Origin of the sequence: Chroococcidiopsis sp. CCNUC1 (assembly GCF_023546805.1) — a bacterium.
Lineage (GTDB): Bacteria > Cyanobacteriota > Cyanobacteriia > Cyanobacteriales > Chroococcidiopsidaceae > Chroococcidiopsis > Chroococcidiopsis thermalis.
In genome coordinates this window covers 1995221-2020476 of sequence record NZ_CP097480.1, presented here as the reverse complement: position 1 = coordinate 2020476, position 25256 = coordinate 1995221, and the positions used below count along the sequence as shown (strand labels likewise).

The window sequence follows — 25256 nt, the reverse complement described above, 5'->3', positions numbered from 1 at the left end:
TTCAAAAACTGCTCGTAACTGTGTTATGAGGAGCGAAAACAGCTATAACTTGAGAGAAATTGATTTTTTTCTAAGTTGTCACTGATTCTTCCATTGGAAATTCAACCGCAAACATCTACGGTTGAATCTATCTATGCATGAGCTTTCGCAGCTTTTTTTTTGACTAGCAGATAAAATATGATGTTTCTGCCAGGTCTCTTTTGTTCGATTTTATCCCGCTCGAAATAAAATGTTAGTTATCTGCAAAAGACCCACTATTTCCTCAATTTAGCTACTAGAAAAAAGGCAAACATCCATCTACAGAAATAGTTAAAAATGCTACTTTTTCTGAGATTAAAAGCAATTATAAATTTTCAATAGTTATTAAAAGTTGTTACGAACGCGCCGCTAATTTTCAGTTTGTGCTTTCATAGTGGGTTTCAATTGCGTAAAACAGACGATCTGTAGGGGCGCACAGCTGTGCGCCCCTACAAATGTCACGCACGCAATCGATAATTACTTTCAACGATCGCCGAAACAAAAGGTCTTTGCAGTCGTATATATTCAGAGGAAAAGAGCTAAATTTCATCAAATTAAATATTATTTTGGCTGAGAATTATCGACTTTGAACTAGAGCGGACTTTGAATGAGATCGGCGATCGCGGCGACTAACTCTGCTACGACCACAGGTTTAGCGAGATGACGCTGAAAACCAGCCGCGATCGCGCTTTGACGGTCTGACTCTCTAGCAAAAGCAGTCAGAGCGATCGCGGGAATTGGTTCGGCTCCTCTGGCTGCTGTTTGCGATCGCACCTGACGTAGCAGAGAGTAGCCATCCTCTTCTGGCATTCCAATATCGCTGACAATTACATTTGGTTGAAATTGCTTCAAGACTTCTAGTGCTTCTTTAGCCGATCTCGCTACCTTGACTTCCGCCTCCTCTAGGGTCAAAGCAAAATGCAAAAATTCCCGCGCATCTGCATCATCGTCAACCACAAGTATTCGGATACCTTGGAGGGGCAAATCTCCCTTGTCTTCCTTGTCCTTCTTGTCTTCCCCATCCCCCTGTCTGGTTTCCCGTAAAGGTAACGTGACAGTAAAAGTCGCCCCCTGCCCTTCTCCTAAACTTGCAGCCGCGATCGTTCCCCCGTGCAATTCAACTAAATGACGGGCGATCGCCAACCCTAATCCTAAGCCATCTTTCGAGCGCGTTGTCACATCATCTGCTTGCCGAAAACGCTCGAAAATATAAGGTAGAAATTCAGGGCTGATACCTTGACCTGTATCGGTAACTTGGATTTGAGCAAATTTTGGGGAGTCGGGAGTAGTGTGAGTGGCTAGTGGCTGGCGGCTAGTGGCTAGAACTTCCCCCTTGTCCCCCTTGTCCCCCTTGTCCCCCTTGTCCCCCTTCTCCCTGCTCCCTGCTCCCTGTTCGACTCGTTTGAGCGAAATCTCAACTCGTCCGCCGTTAGGAGTAAATTTAATTGCATTGGTCAGCAGGTTGGTGATAATTTGCTGGAGACGATGGAGATCGCCAGAAACCATGAAGGGAGAAGTCAGAATTCGGAATTCGGAATTCGGAATTCGGAATTGTAAATCGATGTTTTTGGCTTGGGCTGCTAGTTTCAAGCTCGTTACAGTTGATTCGACTACATTCAAGAGATTAACAGGGGCAAGGGTGAGGCGGAGGTTGCCCCGAATCATGCGCGAGACATCTAGCAAGTCTTCGAGCAGTTGGGATTGTGCTTGAGCGTTGCGCTCGATCGTTTCTAAAGCACGGGCAGCTACTTGAGGATCGTATTTGCGGGTACGCAGCAGTTTTGCCCAGCCGAGAATGGAATTAAGAGGCGATCGCAATTCATGGGAAACCATCGCCAAAAATTCATCTTTACTGCGATCGGCTCGTTCTGCTTCCTGGCGGGCTAGCTGTTCTTTGGCTAAAAGTGCTTCCCGTTCTCGTTCCCACTGCTTTTTCTCGCTAATGTCTAATACAAAGGCAACACCGCGATCGCTATACCCTGGCAAAAAAGCACAACCGAGTAAAATTGGAATGCGACTGCCATCTTTGCAAATGTATTCTTTCTCAAATGGGGCGTATTGACCTGTAATTTGTATAGTCTCTAACTTTTGAGCGTCAGTTGCGTGGTATTCCGACGGTGTAATATTCTTATAGTGAACTTGTCCAGCTTGCATTTCTTGTCGCGAATAACCAGTCATGCGACAAAAGGTCTCGTTGGCATCGATAATCTGCCCTTCGGTGTTCCAAAAGAGAATGCCGATCAGATCGGATTCAAACACGCCTCGGAAGAGAGCTTCGCTTTGACGCAAAGCTGCTTCGGCTTGTTTGCGTTGTGTAATATCTCGAATCAACCAACGCCAACCGACTAAATCTTCTTGACCGTTGCCGATCGCCGCTAGCGAAACTTCCGCAGGAAAAGGCTTGCCTCGGAAGGGTTTTAAGTTCAATTCCCAAGTTTGAATTAGCTGCGCGGATGTAGAATGATTCGCCTTTGCTGCAAATCGATTTAACTGTCTCCAAAAAACCTGCATTTCTTGCGGAGCGACAAAGGCGTTTAAAGGTTTGCCAATTAACTGTTGTCGATCGATCGCTAGCAAGCTTGTTATAGCTCTGTTGGCTTCTTGAATTATGCCTTGGCAATTGGTAACTAAATATCCATCTGGGGCAAAATTGAATAAATCTTGATACCGCTGGCTTTGTAGTTCGCTCAAATTACGAGCTTGGCTCAGTTCTTCGTTTTGTTGGTTAAGTTCCTCTTGAGAAATTTGGAGTTCCTCTAACGCCACCTGCAAATTCTGATTGCTCTGTGTTAATGCGGCTGCGCGTTGCTCTAGTTGAGCGTAAACATCTCGTAGGGTTGCTTCAGCTTGTTTCTTATCGCTAATATCTCGCCCTTCAGGAATAAGCAGCACGACTTGTCCGGTTTCATCAAACACTGGTTTGAGGGAAAAATCAATCGTTGCTATCCTGTCACCTGCACTCAACACATCCACTTCATATCGAACAAATTCCCCCGCCGCCGCTTGCTCGATCGCTTCTCGTAACCGTGCTTGAATTTCGGGTGAAATCGTCCACCATTTGGTTTCCCAAAACGGGCGATCGATAACTTCTTCTTTTGCCACTCCCGCAAAATCTAGGGCAGTTTGATTCACTTCGAGTAAAATTCCTTCAGGGGAGAGCGATCCAATCATCTGAAATGTGGAATTGAAGATGGCGCGAAAACGGCGATCGCTCTCTCGCAGTTTTGCCGCTAACAAACGGTATTGCTGTTTATTTCTTTCCGCTGCCTCACGCACTTGTTTTTCTTGAGCTAATATTTGTTCTCGCTCAATTTCCGCTTGTTTGCGTGCCGTGACATCTCGCCAAGCTGCAACAAACCCATCATTTAATTTACTAATCCGAATATCGAAAGCTCTGGTTAAGCAGCGCTCGCCATAAACATCTGTATAGTCGAGAGATTCTTTAATCAGCGGTTTGCCTGTTTCTACGACTTGGCAATATTCCTCAAACAAACCACTGTCCTTGTGAGCGGGGAATAACTCGCAAAGTCTTCTCCCAATTTGCTGTTCCTGGGACATGCAATTCTGTTCGCAAGCCGCTGCATTGACGTATTCAACTTGAAAGTCTACGATGCGTCCAGATTCATCGCGAATACTTGAATAAATGCCAAAACAGTCGAGTAAATTTTCTACAGATGTTTGGAACCGTTGTTCGCTAGCTTGCAGTTTTTGTCGTAGTTGAGTATTGGCGATCGCACTACCTACTGCTTGCCGCAATTCATCCGCTGTGGCTTGCCCTTTCACGAGATAATCTACTGCACCATTTTTCAGTGCTTTGACTGCGATCGCCTCACTCCCATAACCTGTTACCATGACTACGGGAGGGCAATCTTCACCTGCTTGCTGTCTCAGCCTAGTTAGAAATGCCAAACCATCTAAATCTGGCAGTTGATATTCCAATAAAATTCCATCAACCGATCGCGATTGACACAGCAATAAACCACTTTGTCCCGATTCCGCCTCTATAATTTTATACTCAACTTCTTGCTCTGCTAAAAGATACTCTCGATAAATTTCTCGCTCTGGCGCACAACAATCAACAATTAGAACTGTGCGGTGCTGTGTCATAAATTCTATTTATAGATGCAGTACTTTACGGGCGATCGAGAAAGGCAGAAAGCAGAGGACAAAAGGTAGAAAGAAGTTTGACTACCAGTAATAGAATATACTCAATTACTGAGCAAATTACTGATAAATTTTTACATCCTATCTTTCGATACTTTGAAGCAATTCTCCTCCTTAAGACATCTATCCAAAAGTAGATTGCTTTTTGGTTAGTCATTTGTGAGTAGCTGGCGGCTAGTGGCTAGTGACTGAACTCTTTTCTAGCCACCAACCGCTAGTCACTATTAAAACTCTGCCTCTAGCTGCCGATATAAACGTTGATGGCGAGAGAATAACTGATGATAGGTGCGTGTCAAGTCAGGGTTGGGCGAAATGCGATCGCGAATTTTAATTGTCGGTTGCACCTCAGATAAATCGGCGATCGCACCTACGGCATACATTGCTAATACAGCTGCCCCGTAGCCACTGGCTTCGTAAACTTCAGGTATTGCTACCACCATACCAAATGCATCTGCCATCATTTGCAACCATGCATGAGAACGGGCAAAACCCCCAGAAGCGCGAATTTCTCCTGTCGTTCCAGCGATCTCTTGAATTGCCACGTTGATACTGTAGACGGCAAAGATAATTCCTTCCATCGCTGCCCTAATTGTATGCGATCGCGTGTGGTTGAAATTCAATCCGAAGAAGACACCTCGCGCTTTAGGGTTCCAGTAGGGGGCGCGTTCTCCCGATAAATAGGGTAAACAGATCAATCCTTCTGCGCCTGCGGGTATTTCCATCGCCGCTTGAATCATTACGTCATACGGATCGATACCTAATCGTTTCGCCTCTTCTACTTCTGGATGACAAAAGCGATCGCGCAACCATCGTAAAACAATTCCACCGTTATTGGTCGGTCCCCCGATCGCCCAATGTTTTTCGGTGAGGGCGTAACAAAAAGTTCGCATCTGCGGATCGGTAATCGGTTCGGCGGCTACAGTGCGTACTGCACCACTCGTACCGATGGTAATGGCAAATTCACTAGGGGCGATCGCGCCTACGCCTAAGTTTGCTAATACGCCGTCGTTTGCACCAATAATAACAGGTGTATGCGGATCGAGTCCCATTGCTTCTGCATACTCTGTTTGCATCCCGCGTAAGATGTGGGTGGTAGAGACTAATTGGCTTAATTGTTCTGGTTTTATTCCTGCTATTGTTAAAGCTTCTGCATCCCAATTCAGTTGTTTTAAATTAAATAATCCTGTCGCGGAAGCAATAGAATAATCTACTACATAACGTTGAAAAAGTCTGAAAAAAATATACTCTTTAATTGAAATAAATTTTGCTGCTTTATGGAAAATCTCTGGCGCTTTTTCCCGCAGCCACATGAGTTTAGTCACAACAGAGACGGGATGAATTGGGCTACCCGTTCGCAGATATAAATTATGAGCAATCTCCTCCTGTTTGAGTCTTTCTGTTTGAGTAACACTGCGATTGTCCGCCCAAATAATGATATTTGATAAGGGTTTATTGTTAGCATCTACTGGCAGTAAACTATGAGTTGCTGCACTAAAACCAACTGCGGCGATTTCCTGTTTAGAGATACCAGTACCCATTGCTTGACGCACGGATGTAATGACTGCATTAAACAGCGCTTCTGGGTCTTGTTCTGCCCAGGTTGGATGCGGGACGATAATTTCATATCCCTGACTGCCCTTAGCTTTAATAGCACCATCATGAGAAAATGCGATCGCTTTGGTGCTAGTTGTGCCGATGTCTACGCCGAGGAAGTAGTTCATGATGGGAAGGGATAAGGGGGACAAGGGGGACAAGGGAGACAAGGGGGACAGAGAAAAATTATTTATAAAATCAATTTTAGGTTTTTGTGTGAGAGAAAGTGCGATCGCTTCAATTTAAATAACAGTTTGTTTTAAGTAGCGATCGCCATTTGAATTGTAGCTGACATTTGTAAGACAATTACATCAGCAGAAACAGAAAATATTTAAGAGGTAAAATGCAAAAAGTGAAAATTGTTGAAGTTAATCAAGAGAACTTTAATGAGTGGCTAGACCTGGCGTTAAAACTTTGGTCAGATGAATCAGTTGAAGAAATGCAAATAAGTCTGACCAATATTCTTTACTCTCCTCGCGAAGCAGGATTTTTAGTCAAAGATGATAACGCTAAAGCAATTGGATTTATAAATCTTTCGCTGCGCTACGACTATGTTCCTGGTGCTACTCAAAGTCCTGTGGCTTATGTAGAAGGAATTTATGTAGAAGATGAATATCGCAAACAAGGTATAGGGACAAAATTAATTCAATTTGCTCAACAGTGGGCAATTGAACGTGGATGTATGGAGCTTGCTTCAGATGCTTTATTGGACAACACGGCAAGTTATGATTTTCATACAAAGGTGGGGTTTCAAGAAGTAGAAAGAGTTGTCACTTTCATTAAGCAAGTAACATCTTCTAGATGATACTGTTATTGTAAACATGCGATCGCTATTCTTTTACTTCTATTTTGTTGATCTCAAAGATAGTGAAATTACGTCATGACACAAGCACTCGAACGACAAATCTACACGCCTGAAGAGTATCTCGAACTCGAAGTTGCGTCCGAAACCCGCAACGAATACCGTAATGGAGCAATTACCCCAGTGGCAGGAGGTACACCCGCACACAACCGCATCAGTGGAAATCTTTACATCGCTTTGAGCGTCGCTATGAGACGTAAGCCTTACGAAACATTTCATACCGACCAACGGCTTTGGATTGGCGATCGCAACTTATATACATACCCTAATGTTATGGTAGTCGAAAAGCCTCTCCAATTTAAAGAAGGACGCACAGATACATTAGTTAATCCATGTTTTATTGCGGAAGTCTTATCTAAATCTACGCAAGATTACGAGCGTGGTGAAAAATTTGTCGCTTACCGTACTATTAATAATTTTCAAGAATATTTACTAATTGACCAATACAGCATTCATGTAGAACACTATGTTAAAACTGCTGTTAATCAATGGTTGCTCTCAGAATATGACGATCTTAATGTGACGCTATCTTTTAAAGTTTTTGAGTTTCAAATTCAAATTGCAGACCTCTATGAAAATATTGAGTTTGCCAACATATAAATTTTTCAACTGATAGCAAATAGTCTACAAGAATTAAATCTTTATTACACGAAAAAGCTGATAATAAAAACTACTAAGAAACCTACGCAACCAACGATTGTTTCCATGACCGTCCACGCCCGTAAGGTTTCTTTTTCTGATAATCCTAAATAACGACTGACTAACCAAAAACCAGAATCATTAACGTGGGAAAGTACGGTTGCACCAGAAGCGATCGCAATTGTAATCAAGCCTACCATAGGCGGCGAATATTTCCCCGCTTCAATTGCTGGAGCCATGATTCCTGCTGCTGTTACCATCGATACTGTAGCTGAACCTTGGGAGACTCGCACGGCAGTTGCAATCAGAAATGCTAGCAGAATTATTGGTAAATTTGAGGCTGCCATTGCCCTAGCTAAAACATCCCCAACACCACTGGCGACTAAAACTCTACCGAATACACCCCCAGCACCCGTGACTAAAATAATTAATCCTACTGGTTCTAGCGATTTGGTAGCAATTTGTTGAACTTCATCCAGGGAATATCCGCGTTTAATTCCTAAAATATAAAAGGAAAGTAGGGCAGCAATCATTAAAGCTGTAAATGGGTGTCCTAAAAAGGTAAGGAAGTTCCGCAAAAAGTTTCCTTCTGGCAAAATGACTGTAGAAACAGTATTGAGCAGAATTAATACTAAGGGAATGGCAATGATAGAAACTACCGTACCAAAGCGAGGTGGTTCCTTGCCGAGTTCGTGCTTTGGTGCTTCAATTTCCATATATTCTGGGACTGTAGCGTGAATTTTCCCTGCTATATATTTACCGAAAAGTACACCACCAAAAATCGTAGCAGGAATCCCCGCGATCGCACCAAATAAAATCACCCAACCTAAGTCTGCATTAATTAATGAGGCGACTGCAACTGGACCAGGAGTCGGGGGAATGTAACTATGACCGATCGCCAATCCAGCTGTCAGAGGTATAGCATAATATAACAATGACTTCCCCGTGCGTTTTGCTAAACCATAAACTAAGGGGATGAGAATAATTAGCCCGACATCAAAAAAAACGGGAATCGATACAATCAAACCTGTTAAACTCAAAGCCCATTGAGCTTTATCTTGACCAAATTTTTTCACTAACGTAGCTGCTAGCACTTCCGCGCCGCCAGATACCCGCAGCATTTCACCAAACATCGTCCCTAAGCCTACCACGATCGCGATAAAGCCGAGGGTACTGCCCATTCCCTGCTGGATCGTTTCGGCTATTTTATCTAACGGTATACCCGCTGCTATGGCAACAAACAGACTCGTCAATAACAGGGCAACAAATGCTTGCAAGCGCACGCCAATGACGAGAAATAAAAGAAGGGCGACACCTAGCATCGCCACAAAAATTAATGCACCAGGAGACATAATTAGTTATCAGTGACCAGTGACCAGTTAACTTTGACTTTTGACTTGTAACTTTCGACTAGCTATCAGTTGACCAATTACCAATTTGAAAATCTAATTTTGTTTATTTTCGGAGATTAAGAGTGTTTTTACTTCTATCTTGAGATTCATTCTTAGCTTGGCAATTTTAGTTGCATTGCAGCTAAATTAATAAGTATTTTTAGTCAAGATAAATTTAATAGTTTTTAATTTATTTGAGAGAACTAATATATACAAAAATTAATATTTTAGTTTTGACAGCGATCGCCGCCAAACAATTTATTTTTTAATAATAGACACGCTATATAAACTTATTAGCAATATTTCTTAAATTATTTTGAATGTAAAAATATACATAAAAGTTAATATTTAAAGCAAGCAGTTTTACTAGAAGCGATCGCCTAACGAGTGTTTATCAGCTAAATTTATATGTACTTTACAGAATTTAACTCTAAATAGGGTTGAAATGAAAAGAAATACTCATCAGCGGCAAGACTATCACTTTATTCGAGCAAGAAGCATACGCCCTGAGACAGTTTGTCGCGATCGCCTCCCTATATCTTGAGAGAGTTGTAGTCTTAATTACAATTAGATTATTTTATAAATTGCGGGATAATTGCCGCTAATACCATAAGTAATTTTAACTAGAAAACTGCGAGTTAGAACGGGATTGAAGTCATACTCAATCTAAGCAAGAATAAACTGGTAAAATCGTTTCATGTTGGTTTAGTACAACATAGTTGTTGATTTACTTCAACACCAATAGCAAAATTTCTACTGGGTTGAGTGCTTGAATATACTCAGTCTAAAACGGTGCGCGATCGGCGATCGCGATTTTAATTAACCCAACGATCGATTTTCAATTCAATAACATTTCAATTCACATCGATTGAACTCTTAACATCACAATGGATCGTCAGTCAAAAAACAAACTGCATACTCTCCATCAAAAACTGAAAAAGTGGTATCGATGGATGCTGCTCTTCGTGCTGTCCCTTAGTATTATCCTGACAGCATGGATAGCGATCGCACAGCAACCAGTTGTCTTGAATACCTTAATTCTTGCACCCGATGTCAAAGATCTACGAGCAGGAATGTTTCAAGACTTTGAGAAAGAAAATCCAGGAATTCGCATCAACGTTATTGAAGGTCCAAATGCTGCTAATTTAATTGAGGATCTTTACTCCTCAGCTTTTCTCTTAGGTGAATCTCCTTACGACTTAGTACTTTTAGATATCATTTGGACCCCAAAATTTGCGGCGGCTGGATGGTTGATGGACTTGCAAAATCGGGTAAGTCCAGAGGAATTAAAAGCATTTACAGCCCAAGATATAGAAGCAGGAAGATACAGGGATGGATTATATCGCATCCCAATCCGTGCAGATGTTGGCATACTTTACTACCGCGAAGATTTACTCAAAGCAGCAGGATTAAAACCGCCAGAAACCTTCCAAGATTTAATTCAGGCATCTCAAACTTTACAAAAACAAGATAAAGTCGATTGGGGTTATGTCTGGCAAGGACGGCAATATGAAGGACTATCAGCAATGTTCGTTGAAGTTCTTGAAGGTTATGGCGGATTTTGGGTAAATTCAGATACACAGGAAGTTGGGCTAGACAAACCCGAGGCAATTCAAGCAGTCCAGTTTCTCCGCAGTACGATTGAAAAAGGTATTTCTCCACCAGGGGTAACAACATACATAGAAGAGGACACTCGCCGCCTATTTCAAAGCGGTCAAGTTGCCTTTTTAAGAAACTGGCCCTATGTCTTACCTTTAGCAAATGAAAAAGGGTCTCAACTCAGAAATCGAGTAGCTATTAAACCAATGGTTCACGCCCCAGGAGAAACAAGTGGTGCTTGTTTAGGAGGCTGGGGTTTTGGTATTTCGAGTAACTCGACCCATAAAGAAGAGGCTTGGAAAGCCCTGCAATACTTTATGAGTCGGGAAGCGCAAAAGCGATTTATCTTAGGGGCGGGATACGTACCCAGCCGGAAGGAATTATTTACCGACCCAGACGTTGTGGCAAAATATCCCTACTTTCCAGAGTTACTGCAAATTGCTCAAAAAGCAGTTCTGCGTCCGGCAATTCCCCAATACGCGCAAGCTTCTGATATTTTGCAACGTTACCTCAGTGCTGCCCTTTCCAACCGTATGAGTCCCGAACAAGCAATGGAAGCGGCTGCTAAAGAAACCCGCACTTTATTAGGTCGAAATCAAGCCTAGAAAAAGTCAAAAGTTAAAAGTCAAAAGTCAAAAATAATAAGTACTAATGACAAATGACGTAGGGCGAAGCCCTTCCCGAAGGGTATGACAAATGACCAATGACCAATGACAAAACTATGAAACTCGATGTCGTACAAAAAAGAGAACAGAAAACTGGATGGATCTTACTCTTACCAGCACTAATTGTCATGTTGGTAGTGTATGCCTATCCAATTTTACGAGCGTTTTGGCTGAGCGTCTTTACTCAAAACCTGGGAACTGAGTTAGAACTAGTGTTTTCCGGTTTGAGTAATTACGGGCGGATGTTTAACGACGGGCGATTCTGGCAAAGTTTGTGGAACACCACCGTGTTTACAACCGCTTCCGTGTTGTCAGAATTAATTTTAGGTATTGGTGTCGCTTTGGTACTTAACCAAGCCTTTAAAGGACGGGGAATTGTGCGGACAATTACCTTAATTCCTTGGGCTTTGCCAACGGCGGTTATGGGGGTTGCGTGGGCGTGGATTTTTAACGACCAGTATGGTGTAGTTAACGATATATTACGCCGCCTGGGGTTAATTGAAACAGGGATTAGTTGGCTGGGAAATCCAACGCTGGCAATGATTGCGGTCATTTTAGCTGACGTGTGGAAGACAACACCATTTATTGCATTGCTGTTGCTAGCGGGGTTGCAGTCAATACCTGGCGACTTGTACGAAGCGCATTCTTTAGATGGTGCGACTCCGTGGCAGAGTTTTTGGAAGATTACCGTCCCTTTGTTAATGCCGCAAATTATTGTTTCTTTGTTGTTCCGTTTTGCTCAAGCTTTCGCTATCTTCGACTTAATTCAAGTTATGACTGGCGGTGGTCCTGGTGGGGCAACGGAAACGGTTTCAATTTATATCTACAGTACAGTGATGCGTTATTTAGATTTCGGCTACGGTTCGGCGTTGATTGTCGTGACATTTTTGATTTTAGTCATTGCTGTCGCGATCGCATCCTTACTCTTAACCAGAGCGCGGGCTAATGCCGCAGGAGTACGTTAATTATGGCAATTGCACAATCGCGATCGCAAGCCAAAGCAGGGATAAATTGGCGAGCCATTTGGCTACCAATTGCAGTAGCTTTAGTTGTTATATTCTTTCTCGCCCCCGTGCTGTGGCAGGTATTAACTTCCGTAAAAGTTAACGAAGACATCTCAGCCGTTCCTACAGTTTACTTTCCCACTCGCTTCACCTTCGAGCATTACGCATCTCTATTTACCCGTCGTCCATTTGGACTTTACATTTTAAATAGTGCCTTTGTTTCTATTACCTCTACCCTACTGTGTCTAGCTTTTGGCGCACCAGCAGCTTATGTTTTGGCACGGTTGCGATTAGTGGGTAAGGAAGTTATTCTCGCGATCGTCCTAATCGTTACCTTATTTCCCACGGTATTACTATTTCTAGGACTGTTGGAAATTGTTCAAGTAACCAATTTAGCCAACAACTTTTTAGCGCTAATAATTCCATACACGGCGATTAATTTACCTCTAACAATTTTGGTAATGCGCAGTTTTTTTCAACAACTACCTAAAGATTTGGAAGATTCAGCGCGAGTAGATGGATACAACACATTTCAATTACTATGGAAGATTCTATTACCCATGACTCTTCCCGCTTTGGTGACGACAGGAATTCTGACTTTTATTGCTGCTTGGAATGAGTTCATTTTTGCCCTAACATTTATTTCGCGAGAATCAATGAAAACCATACCCGTAGCAACCGCTCAATTGAGTGGGGCTTCAGTATTTGAAATTCCTTATGGACCCATCGCTGCTGCAACCATTTTAGGCACTCTACCTTTAATTCTCCTCGTCCTCTTCTTCCAGCGCAAGATCGTTCAAGGTCTGACTGCTGGCGCTGTTAAGGGATGATTCAAAAGTCAAAGTCAAAAGTCAAAAGTCAAAAGTCAAAAGTCAAAATTAAACACTCGCCACTACTCATTATTCACTTTTAAAAATGGCTAAACTCGAACTCAGAAATTTAAATAAAACTTATGCTCCTAAAGTTGTCCCAGTTAAAGATGTGAGTTTGACTGTGGATGATGGAGAATTTTTGACGTTACTCGGTCCTAGTGGCTGTGGTAAGTCTACAGTATTGCGGATGATTGCAGGGTTAGATGCCCCAACTCGCGGACGCATCTTTTTAGGTGGGGAAGATATCACCTCCAAACGACCAGGCGATCGCAATATGGCGATGGTGTTTCAAAGCTATGCTCTCTACCCGCACATGACGGTAAGCGAAAACCTCGCTTCTGGACTGAAGCTGAAAAAAGTTTCTCGCGCCGACATCGAACAACGGGTAGCGGAAGTTAGCAGACTATTGGGACTGGATGAGTTAATGAACCGCAAACCAGGACAGCTATCTGGCGGACAAAGACAACGGGTAGCTGTCGGTCGGGCGCTGGTACGTCAAGCTCAGGTATTCTTGTTAGACGAACCCCTAAGTAACCTCGATGCATTATTGCGGGAACGAGTCCGCGCCGATCTCAAGCGCATATTTGCAGCCCAAAAAGCCCCTGTAGTCTACGTCACCCACGACCAAACTGAAGCAATGACGCTTTCTTCTAAGGTGGCTTTGCTCAATGATGGGTACTTACAGCAACTCGACTCGCCCGATCGCATTTACAATCATCCGGCAAATCGATTTGTAGCAGGATTTGTTGGCAGTCCTCAAATGAATTTGCTTACCCTACCCTGTAAAGGTAGATCGGCAATGCTAGGAGATTTCCAAATTCCCCTACCTGACTTGCCCACCGTACCACCAGAAATTATTTTGGGTATCCGTCCTGAAAACGTTGGCATTGCTCGACCTGGCGATACTAGCTTTGTCCGAGGGCGAGTCAACGTTGTAGAAAACTTGGGAATGAATTATTTGGTCAGTACGCGGGTCGAAAGTCACAGCACCCCCACGCAGATCGTGCGGGCGTTGCTACCTACAGACCGTCGCTGGAACGAAGAGGAAGAAATAGCCCTTACCCTACCACCTCAACACCTGCACTGGTTTGACGTTCAATCGGGTGATGCTTTAATTGGGCGGCAGATGGCAGGAGTTTATTCATAATTTGTAAATGTAGAGACGTTACATGTAACGTCTCTACATTTATGTTATTCTTCGTTGACTAACTTTCTGGCTTTATTGGCTCTCGCTTCAGCGTTTGTCATCACTTCGTCCATTTTCTCTTGAATTTCCCCTGGATAGTTTTCTAAAACTTTTGTGGAAAGGGAAATTCTGCCTCTACCTTCATCCAAATCGATAATTACCGCTTTAATTTCCTGCCCAATTTTAAACAGGGCGGGTAGAGAAGCGGTATAGTTTTGGCTTACCTGCTTGATGTGGAGTAAACCACTGACTCCATTAAGATCGACAAACACACCAAAAGGTTGAATGCTGGAAACTTTACCCGTAGCAAGTTGACCAATTTCCAATTGGCTGAAGCTACTGGCGCGAGTCGCTAAGCGATTGGAAAGGACGAGTTTTTTATTGTCGTAATCGACTTCCAGAAAACTAACTGTCAGGTTTTGACCCTTGAGCGATTCCATGTTTTCTTTTTCAACTAAATGCGATCGCGGAATAAATCCCCTCAAACCCAGCACGTCAACTGTCACGCCACCCTTATTTGCTCCTGTCACTCGTACCTGCACTGTCTGGCGATTCTCTTGCATCTGCTCGATGCGCTCCCAAATGTGCTGAATTTCTAACTGACGACGCGATAAAGTGACCTGTCCATCTGCATCTTGGTCGCGGATAATCAGAAACTCTAGTTCCTCTTGCAAAGGTAGTACGGTAGACAAATCCGTAACCTGTTGTAGGGAAGCTTGATCTGCTGGGAGGAAAGCAGCGGATTTACCACCAATATCGACATAAGCGCCGTTGCTGTCGTATTGAAAAACTTTACCGCGTACTGTTTGCCCTTTCTGGAACTGATAGTCATGTTGTTCCAGTGCTTTAGCAAAATCCTCCATCGAGAACGATGAGCTAGATACAGATGGGGTCGAATCAGATTTCATAGGAATACAAAAAGGGAGTCGAGAGTGGGAGGACAAGGGAGACAAGGGGGACAAGGGAGACAAGGGAGTAATTAAGATTTGTATTCTTCTGACTCCTGACTCCTGACTTCTGACTCCTCACAAAGTTTCAAACAGGTGTTTCACTTGCTCCCAGGCATTAGCTGTAGCTTCTGGATTATAGCTTGCGCGGCGATCGCAGAAGAAGCCGTGACCTGCTCCATGATAGCGAAAGATTTTATGAGATATGTGGTATTTCGTCAGCTCGGCTTCAATTTGGTTTATATGCTCGGTAGGAATACTCCCATCCTCCAAGCCAAAAAAAGCATAAATTGTGCCGGAAATCTCGGATGTACGAGATAGGGTAGGAGAACCACCACCAGGAGTACGGGTAGGAATGCCAGCACCATAAAAAGCCGCAGTCGCTTTAATATCTGGTAAAGTTGCCGCTAGATATGCGACGTGACCCCCAAAACAAAAGCCGATGCAACCAATTGCGTTTGGTTTGACTTGAGGCAAAGCTTTTAAGTAGGCGATCGCGGCTTGGATATCGCTTAACAGTTCTGACGCTTTGGTTTGCTCCCAAGCATATTTTCTCCCCACTTCCAATTCTTCTGGAGTATAACCAGTCTCAAAACCTGGTGCGAGGCGTTGAAATAACGCGGGAGCGATCGCCACGTATCCCAGTTTAGCGATTCTCTCCGTCACATCCCGTATGTGAGAGTTGACCCCAAATACTTCCTGCAACACCACAATCCCAGGATACGTCCCATCTACTGTTGGTGCTGCTAAATAAGCATCGATATCCAAATCTCCAGCCAAAATTTTGACGTGATTTGTCTGAATTTCTTTATCTGTCATGATGGTATAGATTCAGTTATCAAGGAGTGGTGCGTGGTACGTGGTGCGTGAATTTTGAATTGCTCCCTCAGCCCCCTCAGCCCCCTCAGCCCCCTGGGCTCCCTCAGCTCTCTTCCCCCGACTCTCTAAAAAAATGGTTCAATTTCACATTCAGCCAGATAGCGATATTCCTGCTTCTACTCAACTTTACAATCAAATTCTTTATGCGATCGCCTCTAGGCAGTTTCCACCTGGACAGCGTTTACCCAGTACGAGAGCATTAGCAATCCAGACTGGTTTGCATCGCAACACTATTAGTAAAGTTTATCGTCAGTTGGAGGAAGACGGTTTAGTCGAAAGTTTGGCAGGTTCGGGCATCTACGTCCGCGCTCAAGCTCATAATAGCAGCCCCCGCTCGTCTTCCCCCGTGATAGAAAAGTATCCCGCAGCAGAAAAGATTGTCCGACGCAGTTTAGAGGAATTACTCAAGTTAGGCTGTTCGCTCAACGAAGCACGGGAAGTATTTATCGCTGAAATTGATTGGCGATTGCGCAGTAGCGCTCAAGTCTTGGTGACGGTTCCAAGTGATGATATCGGCGCGGGTAAGTTGATGGTGGATGAATTGCAAAAAGCATTAGGTGTAAGTGTTCAGCTAGTTCCGATTGAGGAATTAGCTGCAATTCTAGAACAAACACCTTCTGGTACGGTGGTGACGAGCCGCTATTTTATTGGTGTTGCAGAAGCGATCGCCTCACCTAAAGGAGTACGTGTCATCCCTGTAGATGTCTACGATTACAGTCAAGAAATTCAAACTTTGAAAAAATTACCTAAAGGTAATTGTGTGGGGATTGTCAGCCTCAGCTCTGGTTTGTTAAGAGCTGCTGAAGTCATTATTTATAGCCTGCGAGGGAGCGAATTGTTAGTACGAACAGCCCAAACAGGAGATAGCTATAAGCTTAATGGCATTGTCAAAAGCGCCCACTTAATTATTAGCGATCGCGCCAGTTATGCTGCTGTTAGAGCCGCCGTTCAAGCTGCGAGAGAAAACATTATTCGCCCGCCCCAACTTGTTTGTTGCGAAAATTATATTGCCACTGACTCAATTGATTCTCTCAAACGCGAGTTAGGGATTGATTAAGAAATGGTTGATGGTTGATGGTTGTTAGTTTCTATCCCCGATCGCCAATAACTGTTTAAACTTAAATCATTTATACTTAAAATATTAGATTAATACTCAGCATTTAGTAAATAAAATGACTGTAGACATTCATCCTTCCACTGGTTTGAAAGAAGCGATCGAGCAGCGCCGTGCAGCTAGAGCGTTTCGTTCCAATCCAATTCCCGAAGCAATTCTAGAAGCAATTTTTCAGATAGGATTACGCGCTCCCTCTGGCTTTAATCTCCAGCCTTGGCGATTTATCGTCGTGCGAGAACAACAAAATCGCGACAAACTGAAAGCTTGTGCCTTTAATCAGCGTCAAGTAGGGGAAGCCCCAGTCGTACTAATTTGCTGTGGCGATCGCGCCAGTGCGGAAATGGAAAATATTGAAGCCGTCATCGCATTGGGTTCTGAAGTGGGGGCGATGAACGATGACTACGCAAATTACATGCGATCGCAAATTCCACCTTTCTTTGAAAACCATCCTAGTTTCGAGTCGATGGAAGCGTGGACAAACCGCCACACCATGCTAGCTGTCGCCCATCTAATGTTAGTTGCTAAAAGCTTTGGTGTTGATAGTTGCCCGATGGAAGGCTTTTCTACAGCACAAGTCAAGGAAGCCTTTCATATTCCACCCCATGTCGATGTTTGCTGTTTAGTCGCCCTCGGCTACGCCGCCGAACCCTTCAAACAATACGGCGGGCGTTTCAAAAGCGATCGCGTTTGCTTCAGCGAAACTTACGGCGATCCTTTTTTAGGATAAACGTAGGCGCACACAGCTGTGCGCCCCTACCCGTCCTGCCTTCTGCCTGTTTTACACAGACACAGGAAGCGCCAAAAACTCCCGTACTTGCTGAAGGTAACTCTGAGGATCTTCCAGCATGGGAAAGTGAGCCGTATTGGGGATCGTCACAAACTCCACGCGATCGCTCAATGCAGCTGCCTGTTTCCCCATCGCCGCTGGAATAATCTTGTCATACTCCCCAGAAATTAATAACGTCGGCACTTTCAGACGGGTAAACTCCTGGGGCATCACTTCTGCTGCTGTCTTGCTGACGGAAGTAAAAATCGTTCCCAAAGCTGCTTCGTAATCCGCTACCAAAAAATCTTCTAGAAAAGCTTGGCGTTCGGTAGCAGGAATCGAACGATGCAGAAACCGTGCCATAAACATGCGATCGACAAATGGTATTTTCTTCAACCACTGGGGACGAAACTTGACAACGTAACCGCCAAATTTATGAAAGGCAGCAAAAGCCTTCTCGTCATACTCAAAGATGCCGCTACAAGTAAGAATCGCTTTTTCTACCCGTGCTGGATAGCGATTGAGAAAAAATGTTGCTACCGACGCTCCCATCGAATGAGCGTTAAGGTATACCCAAGGTAATTTCAGCCGATCCAGCAATCCTGCAAGATCTTCGGCGTACTCTTCTAGCTCGTAGCTTAACTCAGCGATCGCCTCAGCTTGTGCTTGCGGTGACTCTGCCTCAGCTACATCAACGTTAGCAGCAGATAGGGCAGGTTTCCCGCGCGATCGCCCAAATCCCCGCATGTCATATAACAAGCAATCGAACTGTTCTGAAAGTGCTTGTGCCGTACTGCGCCAATAACGAGCTGAACCAGCCCAGCCATGCAGAAATACCATTACAGGCTTATCTTGTTTGGCTTCCGGTGTCCGAATCCACTCGTAGTAATGCTCAACGCCACGAACTGAAATATAAGGCATCTATAATTTTTGTCCTTTGTCATTTGTCATTTGTCATTTGTTAGCAACTTGAGGCAAATGACAAATGACGGTTGACCAACGACCATCAAGCCGATTCCGGTTTGGGCAAGGAAGACGGATGCAGCAGCAGTTCGGCGGTAGAGCGTTTCTCTACCATTTCCCGCGTCACCGCACAACGAGTTAGATCTTTGCGCGATGGCAACTCGTACATCAACTCCAACATGAGTTCTTCTACAATTCCTCGCAGCGCCCGCGCCCCAGTCTTGCGACGATAGGCTTCTTGAGCGATCGCCCGCAGGGCTTCAGGTTTGAACTCTAGTTGGACGTTATCCATCTTCAGCAGTTTTTGATATTGCTTGACTAACGCGCTCTTAGGCTGAGTCAGAATTGCCACTAACGCTTCTTCATCCAATGGTTCGACCACAGCTACCATTGGCACGCGACCGATAAATTCGGGAATCATGCCAAATTTTACCAGATCGTCTGGCTCTAAGTGGACGAGAATATCTGCCGTCCGCTTTTCTCGCGATAGCCCTTCTCCTGGCTGAATGAAACCTATTGACTTTTTGCCAATTCTCTGCTCTACAACTTTTTCTAACCCGACAAAAGCCCCACCGCAGATAAATAGAATGTTGCTAGTATCGATTTGGATGCAGTCCTGGTAAGGATGTTTTCTCCCCCCTTGGGGTGGAACGTTTGCCACAGTACCTTCCAGCATTTTTAGCAGCGCTTGTTGTACGCCCTCTCCCGAAACGTCCCTGGTAATTGAGGGGTTCTCACTCTTGCGGGCAATTTTATCGATCTCGTCGATGTAGATAATGCCTCTTTGAGCTTCTTCTACATCTAAATCGGCAACTTGCAATAATCTGAGCAAGATGTTTTCTACATCCTCGCCAACGTAACCCGCCTCTGTAAGCGTTGTGGCATCGGCAACCGCAAAGGGTACGTCAAGAATCTGCGCTAAAGTTTGCGCCAGTAGAGTTTTGCCGCAACCAGTCGGACCAATTAACAAAATATTAGATTTTTGTAACTCTACGATATCTTCTGCACCAGCTTTACCGCTACTATTTTTCGACTGTACTAAGCTCAGGCGTTTGTAGTGGTTGTAAACTGCTACCGATAAAACTTTTTTCGCCTCATCTTGACCGATAACGTGTTCGTCGAGATGTGCTTTAATCTCGCGGGGTTTGGGAATTTGGTTGAGCGAGATCCCCCCAGTTCGACTGCGCCGCTTTGGTGGTGGTTCTGGACGAGGCTGTTGGGGTGCAGCAGCAGTTGAGTCTAATAACTCCTCATCCAGAATTTCATTGCACAAATCTACACATTCATCGCAGATGTAGACTCCCGGTCCGGCAATCAATTTCCGTACCTGCTCTTGCGATTTGCCGCAAAATGAACACTTTAAATGGGAGTCGTACTTAGACATAAGAAGCCTCTTACTTCACTGATGTGACTGCTTCGCCCGCTTTGGGGAGATTTTGCTTAGAGATCGTTTGGTCGATCAACCCGTAATCTTTTGCCTCTGCTGCCGACATGAAAAAGTCGCGTTCCGTATCGGCTTCGATTCTCTCCAAGGGTTTACCTGTGTGGTAGGCGAGGATTTCATTTAATCGCCGCTTGTGGTAGAGGATCTCTTTGGCTTGGATCTCAATGTCAACTGCTTGTCCTTGAGCGCCACCGAGGGGTTGATGGATCATGATTCGCGCGCTGGGTAGAGACATCCGTTTTCCGGCTGCTCCGGCTGCGAGCAAAAACGCTCCCATACTAGCTGCTAATCCAAAACAAATAGTAGCAACATCAGAGCGAATCTGCTGCATTGTGTCATAAATCGCCATACCAGCCGTAACAGAGCCGCCTGGAGAATTAATGTAAAGATGGATATCTTTTTCTGGGTCTTCAGCTTCTAAGAATAACAACTGAGCCACGATCGAATCAGCAACAGCATCATCGACTGGAGTGCCCAAAAAAACAATCCGCTCTCTGAGCAATCTAGAGTAAATATCAAAGGCACGTTCTCCCATGCCTGATTGCTCCACTACCATTGGCACGATGTTGCTAGGAGCCATCATAGAGTTTAGCTCTAGATGTTTGTGGCTGCTAATGAGTGGATAGTATGAGGACTGAGATACAAGCATAGATAATTGTTCCAGAAGTAGAGCCAGATGCAGTGGATTTAACTGGCGCTGAAGGCGATCGCACTTTTCACCAGTGGCTTTGCTATCTGTTGACTATTATGCCTCATGAACTAGGGGTTAGGAGTAAGGGGTAAGGGGTAAGGGGTAAGGGAAAAGTTAAAAATCAAAAGTCAAAAGTCAAAATTTTCTTACATTCCACTCCCGACTACGCGGCTCCGATGCGGAGGATACCTCCGCCTCCACCCGCTTCCCGACTCCCGACTTCCCAATCACTCAGCTTCAGTTGCTTCTACTGTTATAGTCGCTTCTGACGCTTCTGGCTGGGTCGATTCTTCTATAATTTCCGCATCATCAATTTCATCCTCTTCATCGTCCTGTAAAGAACCTTCTGGTACGAGTTCGATCGCGGAATGTTCTTCTAGCCAAACAAAAATCTTGTCTGTTAGCAGTTCTTCTTGGACGACTTCTTTGAGCCTGTCTCGATCGATATCTTGACCGGAGTATTCAGCCATTAGCTCTTTGACCCGTGCTTCCACGGCAGCTGGCTCGACTTCAATCGATTCTTTTTTCGCGACTTCCTGTAGAGCTAACGATCGCTTCAATCGATCGATCGCTTCTGGACGCGATCGCTGTCTTAGCTGCGGCACTGTATCTTTAGTAAACAGTTTCTTGACATCAATTCCTTGTCTTTGGAGCTGCATCGCCGTTTGCGTCAACACCGAATCGACTTCTTGCTCGATCATCGTCTCCGGTAAATCGGCTTCTAGATGCTCGATCAGATCGTCCAACAATGCCTGTTGCTTATTTGTCTTAGTTTTCTTTTCTGCTTCTTCGCGAAACCGAGTTTCTAGCGTCGAGCGCAGTTCTGCTAAAGTCTCAAATTCACTAATTTCTTGAGCAAAATCGTCATTCAGCTCCGGCAACTCTTTCTCTTTTAACTCTTTCACGGTTACCGTAAACTTTGCTGGCTTGCCTGCTATTTCTTGCTGAGGATATCCTTCGGGAAACTGCGCCGATATTTCCTTTGTTTCCCCTGGACTCATACCGACAATGCCATCTACAAAGCCTTCAATAAATCTTCCTGGCGATAGCTCTGTTTCAAAATCCGTGGCTGAGGCTCCTTCGATCTCCTGTGGTTCTTCGCCTTCTGCCTCCGGTACGAGATAGCCCTTGAAGTCTATAATGACTACATCTCCCATTTGCGCCGCCCGCCCTTCTACAGGAATTAAGGTAGCTCGTTCCTGACGATTTTCTTCTAAAACTTTTTCTACCTTTTCTGGGTCATACTTGACTTCTTCTGCCTTAACTTGTAAGCCGCTGTACTGCTTCAGCTCAATTTCCGGCAGTACATCCACCGCAGCGGAGAATGTCAAGGGTTTTCCTGGCTCGAACGCACCAATTAAATCCTCAAAAGAGGAACGCAACTGAGGTTGACCGATCGCTTCTATTTCTGCTTGCTTAATGGCTTCCGTAATGCCACTTTGAATTAACTCTTCTAACGCTGCTGCCTTGATCCGCGTTGTCCCTAGCCGTTGCAATAAGATTTGGCGCGGCACTTTACCTTTACGGAACCCAGGAATGTTGGCGGCGCGGGTGAAGTTTTGAATTACCTGCTCGTAACTCTGTTGAGACTTGTCGGCGGGAATTTCTATTTCCAGACCAATTTGACTGGCGGGAAGCTTTTCCTGGGTGACTTTCATTTTGATAGAAGATATGTAACTGATTGTTTTTTACCTGCTGAAGTACCACACTAGCACTAGTCCTACTCCGATCGCCTAATGCCATAAATTAGCGGCTGTGACCGACATTGCTTGCCTTGAGGGAGGACGACTTCTAAAGCGTTTTAGCTTTTCTGTTTGCTTGGCTCTCGACTTGCTCGGACAAATAACTGCTTTGAGGTCTAGTTGCTAGACGTAACTAGTCATCTATAGACTATACTGCTGGAACACCTGTTATGAACTGAATGCATTCTCCTCAATTTTCTGATAATATGCCAGCTTATATGTGATGATAATTGTTAAAATCATTGGAACTTTTTGCGACCATCCGCCCCAAGCCGCCAGCGATCGGCGAAAGCCGAAGGTTAACTGAATTGTTAAAATTACTTAAGTAGGGAGATAGAAAACGGCAGACAAGAGGCAGAATAGTGAATCCTTAAATCTATAGATAGACTTTTTATCTTTTTCGTTCTAACAACACAATTATTAAGTTCATCATCATTGAATCCAAACGCTAATGGGTCGCGATCGCCAAGGCTAATTTGAATTTTTTAAAATTTTAAAGTATAACCCCAAACTTTTAAAAAAACTCGTTTCAGTTTATTGCAATATTAGGAGGCAGAAATTTTGAGCAAATCCTATTCAGTTGCCATCTTGGGGGCAACGGGAGCTGTTGGGACAGAATTACTAAGTTTACTAGAAGAACGCCACTTTCCTGTCGCCCAATTGCGGCTACTCGCATCGCCTCGTAGTGCTGGTACGATCGTGACATTTGCAGGAGAAAATATTCCGGTAGAGCCAGTAAGCGATCGCTCCTTCGACGACATAGATATTGTCCTAGCATCAGCTGGTGGTTCCACTTCTAAGGCATATGCTACCAAAGCCGTAGCAGCAGGGGCTGTTTTTATCGACAACTCCAGCGCCTTTCGGATGCACCCAGACGTTCCCCTCGTCGTTCCAGAAGTGAATCCCCAAGCAGCAGCTACCCACAAAGGGATTATTGCCAATCCCAACTGCACCACCATTTTGATGAACGTTGCTGTTTATCCCCTCCATCAAGTCAGTCCAGTAAAACGGATTGTTGCCGCGACCTATCAATCAGCGAGCGGTGCTGGTGCTAGGGCAATGGAAGAAGTTAAAGCTCAAGCTCAAGCGATTTTAGCAGGCAACACCCCCATAACTGAGATCTTCCCCTACCCTCTGGCGTTTAATCTCTTCCCTCACAACACTCCGCTCAATGACCAAGGGTACTGTGAGGAAGAAATGAAAATGGTGAACGAAACCCGCAAGATTTTTGCCGAACCTCAGTTGCAAATTACGGCAACCTGTGTGCGGGTTCCCGTACTCAGAGCGCATTCAGAAGCGATTAATCTAGAATTCGAGCAGTCTTTAAGCGTCGCCGAAGCAAAGGAAATTTTGTCACAAGCTCCTGGCGTGCGTGTAGTCGAAGACTTCGCTGCTAACTATTTTCCCATGCCCATCGATGCCTCCGGTCGCGATGAAGTACTCGTAGGTCGCATTCGCCAAGACATTTCCCATCCCCGAGGCTTAGAACTATGGCTGTGTGGCGACCAAATCCGTAAAGGTGCGGCATTGAATGCCGTGCAAATTGCAGAATTATTGGTAGCCAAAAACTTACTTCAGCCCTCCGAAGTAGCAGCAGTGTAGGCAGATTGAGTGCAAGCAGATTTTTTACAGTTCTTACAGCTGAGCGCTTTGGCAAAGAATGCCGACAGCTAAAAATTAGGAGTCAAGCGTGGTAGATTTTGGCAGAGTGGTGACCGCAATGGTCACGCCATTTCAAGCAGACGGTAGCGTAAATTATGCAGTTGCGGAGCAACTAGCAGCGCATTTGGTGACACAAGGAAGTGACGCTTTGGTGGTTTGTGGTACGACAGGAGAGTCTCCCACTTTGAGTTGGGACGAGGAGTACCAGCTATTCCAAGTCGTAATTAAAGCTGTTGCAGGTAAGGCACTAGTCATTGCGGGAACGGGTTCTAATTCTACTCAAGAAGCGATCGCGGCTACCCAAAAAGCAGCTAAAATAGGAGTACATGGTTCTTTACAAGTAGTCCCCTACTATAATAAGCCTCCACAAGCAGGGTTATTTAGCCATTTTCAGGCGATCGCACAAGCATGTCCCGATCTGCCAATGGTGTTATATAATATTCCCGGTCGCACGGGTCAAAATCTCTTGCCGCAAACAGTGGCTCGGTTGTCAGCAATAGGTAACATTGTCGGAATTAAAGAAGCGACGGGTAGCCTCGACCAAGCTAGTGAAATTAGTCGCATGACACCGCCAGAATTTAAAATCTACTCTGGTGACGATTCCCTCACATTACCTTTACTGGCGATCGGTGGATATGGTGTCATTAGCGTGGCAAGTCATTTAGTTGGCAAGCAGCTACAACAAATGATTCAAGCCTTTGCCGCAGGACAAGTTCAAACGGCAACTCAAATTCACCTCCAACTACTCCCTCTATTCAAAAGTCTGTTCCTGTCAACAAATCCCATTCCCGTAAAAGCAGCCCTCAGACTTCAAGGCTGGGATGTAGGTTCAACTCGTCTACCGTTAGAAGACGACCAAAATGGATTAGCACAGAAACTCAAGCCAGTACTAGCAGAGTTAAACCTGATATAGGTATAGAGCTTTCAGACAACTGAATAATTCGTGCAAGATACTTCCAAGTCGTTATCGCGATCGCTCGGATTGAAAATAATTGCCCCTATTGACAACTCTTATCTATCGCAAAACCACCTGACTTTGTTTTATCTAACTCAAA

At 44.6% G+C, this 25256-nt stretch carries 19 protein-coding genes; 10 read left to right on the top strand and 9 right to left on the bottom strand.

The window, feature by feature from the left end; translation table 11 throughout:
- Positions 1-609 precede the first annotated feature (609 nt).
- The gene (locus M5J74_RS09505; RefSeq protein WP_250016415.1) at positions 610-4125 is read right to left on the bottom strand and encodes a PAS domain S-box protein; all 3516 of its coding nucleotides are present in this window, start codon (positions 4123-4125) and stop codon (positions 610-612) included.
- Positions 4126-4406: 281 nt separating this feature from the next.
- Entirely contained in the window at positions 4407-5903 is a 1497-nt protein-coding gene (locus M5J74_RS09500; RefSeq protein WP_250016412.1) for a gluconokinase, read from the bottom strand.
- 215 nt (positions 5904-6118) lie between these two features.
- Here M5J74_RS09500 and aac(6') point away from each other — a divergent pair, with 215 nt between their 5' ends.
- Positions 6119-6580 (top strand): aminoglycoside 6'-N-acetyltransferase, encoded by a 462-nt coding sequence (gene aac(6') / locus M5J74_RS09495; RefSeq protein WP_250016410.1) that lies wholly within the window; start codon positions 6119-6121, stop codon positions 6578-6580.
- Positions 6581-6655: 75 nt separating this feature from the next.
- Positions 6656-7237, top strand: coding sequence for a Uma2 family endonuclease (locus M5J74_RS09490; protein ID WP_250016408.1), 582 nt, complete (start codon positions 6656-6658; stop codon positions 7235-7237).
- A 44-nt stretch (positions 7238-7281) separates the two neighbouring features.
- Here the strand turns inward: M5J74_RS09490 and M5J74_RS09485 are convergent, their stop codons facing one another.
- Positions 7282-8628: a GntP family permease gene (locus tag M5J74_RS09485; protein ID WP_015153878.1), complete on the bottom strand. Its 1347-nt coding sequence runs from the start codon at positions 8626-8628 to the stop codon at positions 7282-7284.
- A 926-nt stretch (positions 8629-9554) separates the two neighbouring features.
- Between M5J74_RS09485 and M5J74_RS09480 the strand changes: the two genes are divergently transcribed.
- From M5J74_RS09480 to M5J74_RS09465, 4 genes are all read left to right on the top strand, one after another.
- Positions 9555-10871, top strand: coding sequence for an ABC transporter substrate-binding protein (locus M5J74_RS09480; RefSeq protein WP_106218826.1), 1317 nt, complete (start codon positions 9555-9557; stop codon positions 10869-10871).
- Positions 10872-10969: 98 nt separating this feature from the next.
- Positions 10970-11896 (top strand): carbohydrate ABC transporter permease, encoded by a 927-nt coding sequence (locus tag M5J74_RS09475; protein ID WP_106218825.1) that lies wholly within the window; start codon positions 10970-10972, stop codon positions 11894-11896.
- Between the two features lie 2 nt (positions 11897-11898).
- Positions 11899-12765, top strand: coding sequence for a carbohydrate ABC transporter permease (locus M5J74_RS09470; RefSeq protein ID WP_015153875.1), 867 nt, complete (start codon positions 11899-11901; stop codon positions 12763-12765).
- A gap of 85 nt (positions 12766-12850) precedes the next feature.
- Positions 12851-13954 (top strand): ABC transporter ATP-binding protein, encoded by a 1104-nt coding sequence (locus M5J74_RS09465; protein ID WP_250016406.1) that lies wholly within the window; start codon positions 12851-12853, stop codon positions 13952-13954.
- Positions 13955-13998: 44 nt separating this feature from the next.
- Here the strand turns inward: M5J74_RS09465 and M5J74_RS09460 are convergent, their stop codons facing one another.
- Entirely contained in the window at positions 13999-14901 is a 903-nt protein-coding gene (locus M5J74_RS09460) for a S1 RNA-binding domain-containing protein (RefSeq protein ID WP_250016403.1), read from the bottom strand.
- Positions 14902-15018: 117 nt separating this feature from the next.
- Positions 15019-15759, bottom strand: coding sequence for a dienelactone hydrolase family protein (locus M5J74_RS09455; protein WP_106168190.1), 741 nt, complete (start codon positions 15757-15759; stop codon positions 15019-15021).
- Between the two features lie 133 nt (positions 15760-15892).
- Here M5J74_RS09455 and M5J74_RS09450 point away from each other — a divergent pair, with 133 nt between their 5' ends.
- Together M5J74_RS09450 and M5J74_RS09445 are read left to right on the top strand one after the other, a co-directional pair.
- The gene (locus M5J74_RS09450) at positions 15893-16876 is read left to right on the top strand and encodes a GntR family transcriptional regulator (RefSeq protein ID WP_015153871.1); all 984 of its coding nucleotides are present in this window, start codon (positions 15893-15895) and stop codon (positions 16874-16876) included.
- A 115-nt stretch (positions 16877-16991) separates the two neighbouring features.
- On the top strand, positions 16992-17660 hold the full coding sequence (locus tag M5J74_RS09445; RefSeq protein ID WP_015153870.1) for a nitroreductase family protein: 669 nt from the start codon (positions 16992-16994) through the stop codon (positions 17658-17660).
- A 51-nt stretch (positions 17661-17711) separates the two neighbouring features.
- Here M5J74_RS09445 and M5J74_RS09440 read toward each other — a convergent pair whose 3' ends face one another.
- The 4 genes from M5J74_RS09440 to tig all read right to left on the bottom strand — a co-directional run bounded on the left by M5J74_RS09440 (position 17712) and on the right by tig (position 22455).
- Entirely contained in the window at positions 17712-18620 is a 909-nt protein-coding gene (locus M5J74_RS09440) for an alpha/beta fold hydrolase (RefSeq protein ID WP_250016401.1), read from the bottom strand.
- Positions 18621-18705: 85 nt separating this feature from the next.
- Complete coding sequence (gene clpX, locus M5J74_RS09435) at positions 18706-20046, bottom strand: ATP-dependent protease ATP-binding subunit ClpX (protein ID WP_015153868.1); 1341 nt, start codon at positions 20044-20046, stop codon at positions 18706-18708.
- Positions 20047-20056: 10 nt separating this feature from the next.
- Positions 20057-20755, bottom strand: a complete 699-nt coding sequence (clpP, locus tag M5J74_RS09430; protein WP_041462410.1) for an ATP-dependent Clp endopeptidase proteolytic subunit ClpP — start codon at positions 20753-20755, stop codon at positions 20057-20059.
- Between the two features lie 269 nt (positions 20756-21024).
- Positions 21025-22455 carry a trigger factor gene (gene tig / locus M5J74_RS09425; protein WP_015153866.1) on the bottom strand — a complete coding sequence of 477 codons (1431 nt, stop codon included), beginning with the start codon at positions 22453-22455 and terminating at the stop codon, positions 21025-21027.
- Between the two features lie 645 nt (positions 22456-23100).
- Here tig and M5J74_RS09420 point away from each other — a divergent pair.
- Together M5J74_RS09420 and dapA are read left to right on the top strand one after the other, a co-directional pair.
- On the top strand, positions 23101-24141 hold the full coding sequence (locus M5J74_RS09420; protein ID WP_106167529.1) for an aspartate-semialdehyde dehydrogenase: 1041 nt from the start codon (positions 23101-23103) through the stop codon (positions 24139-24141).
- 88 nt (positions 24142-24229) lie between these two features.
- Positions 24230-25114 carry a 4-hydroxy-tetrahydrodipicolinate synthase gene (gene dapA, locus M5J74_RS09415; RefSeq protein WP_015153864.1) on the top strand — a complete coding sequence of 295 codons (885 nt, stop codon included), beginning with the start codon at positions 24230-24232 and terminating at the stop codon, positions 25112-25114.
- Positions 25115-25256: the final 142 nt, after the last annotated feature.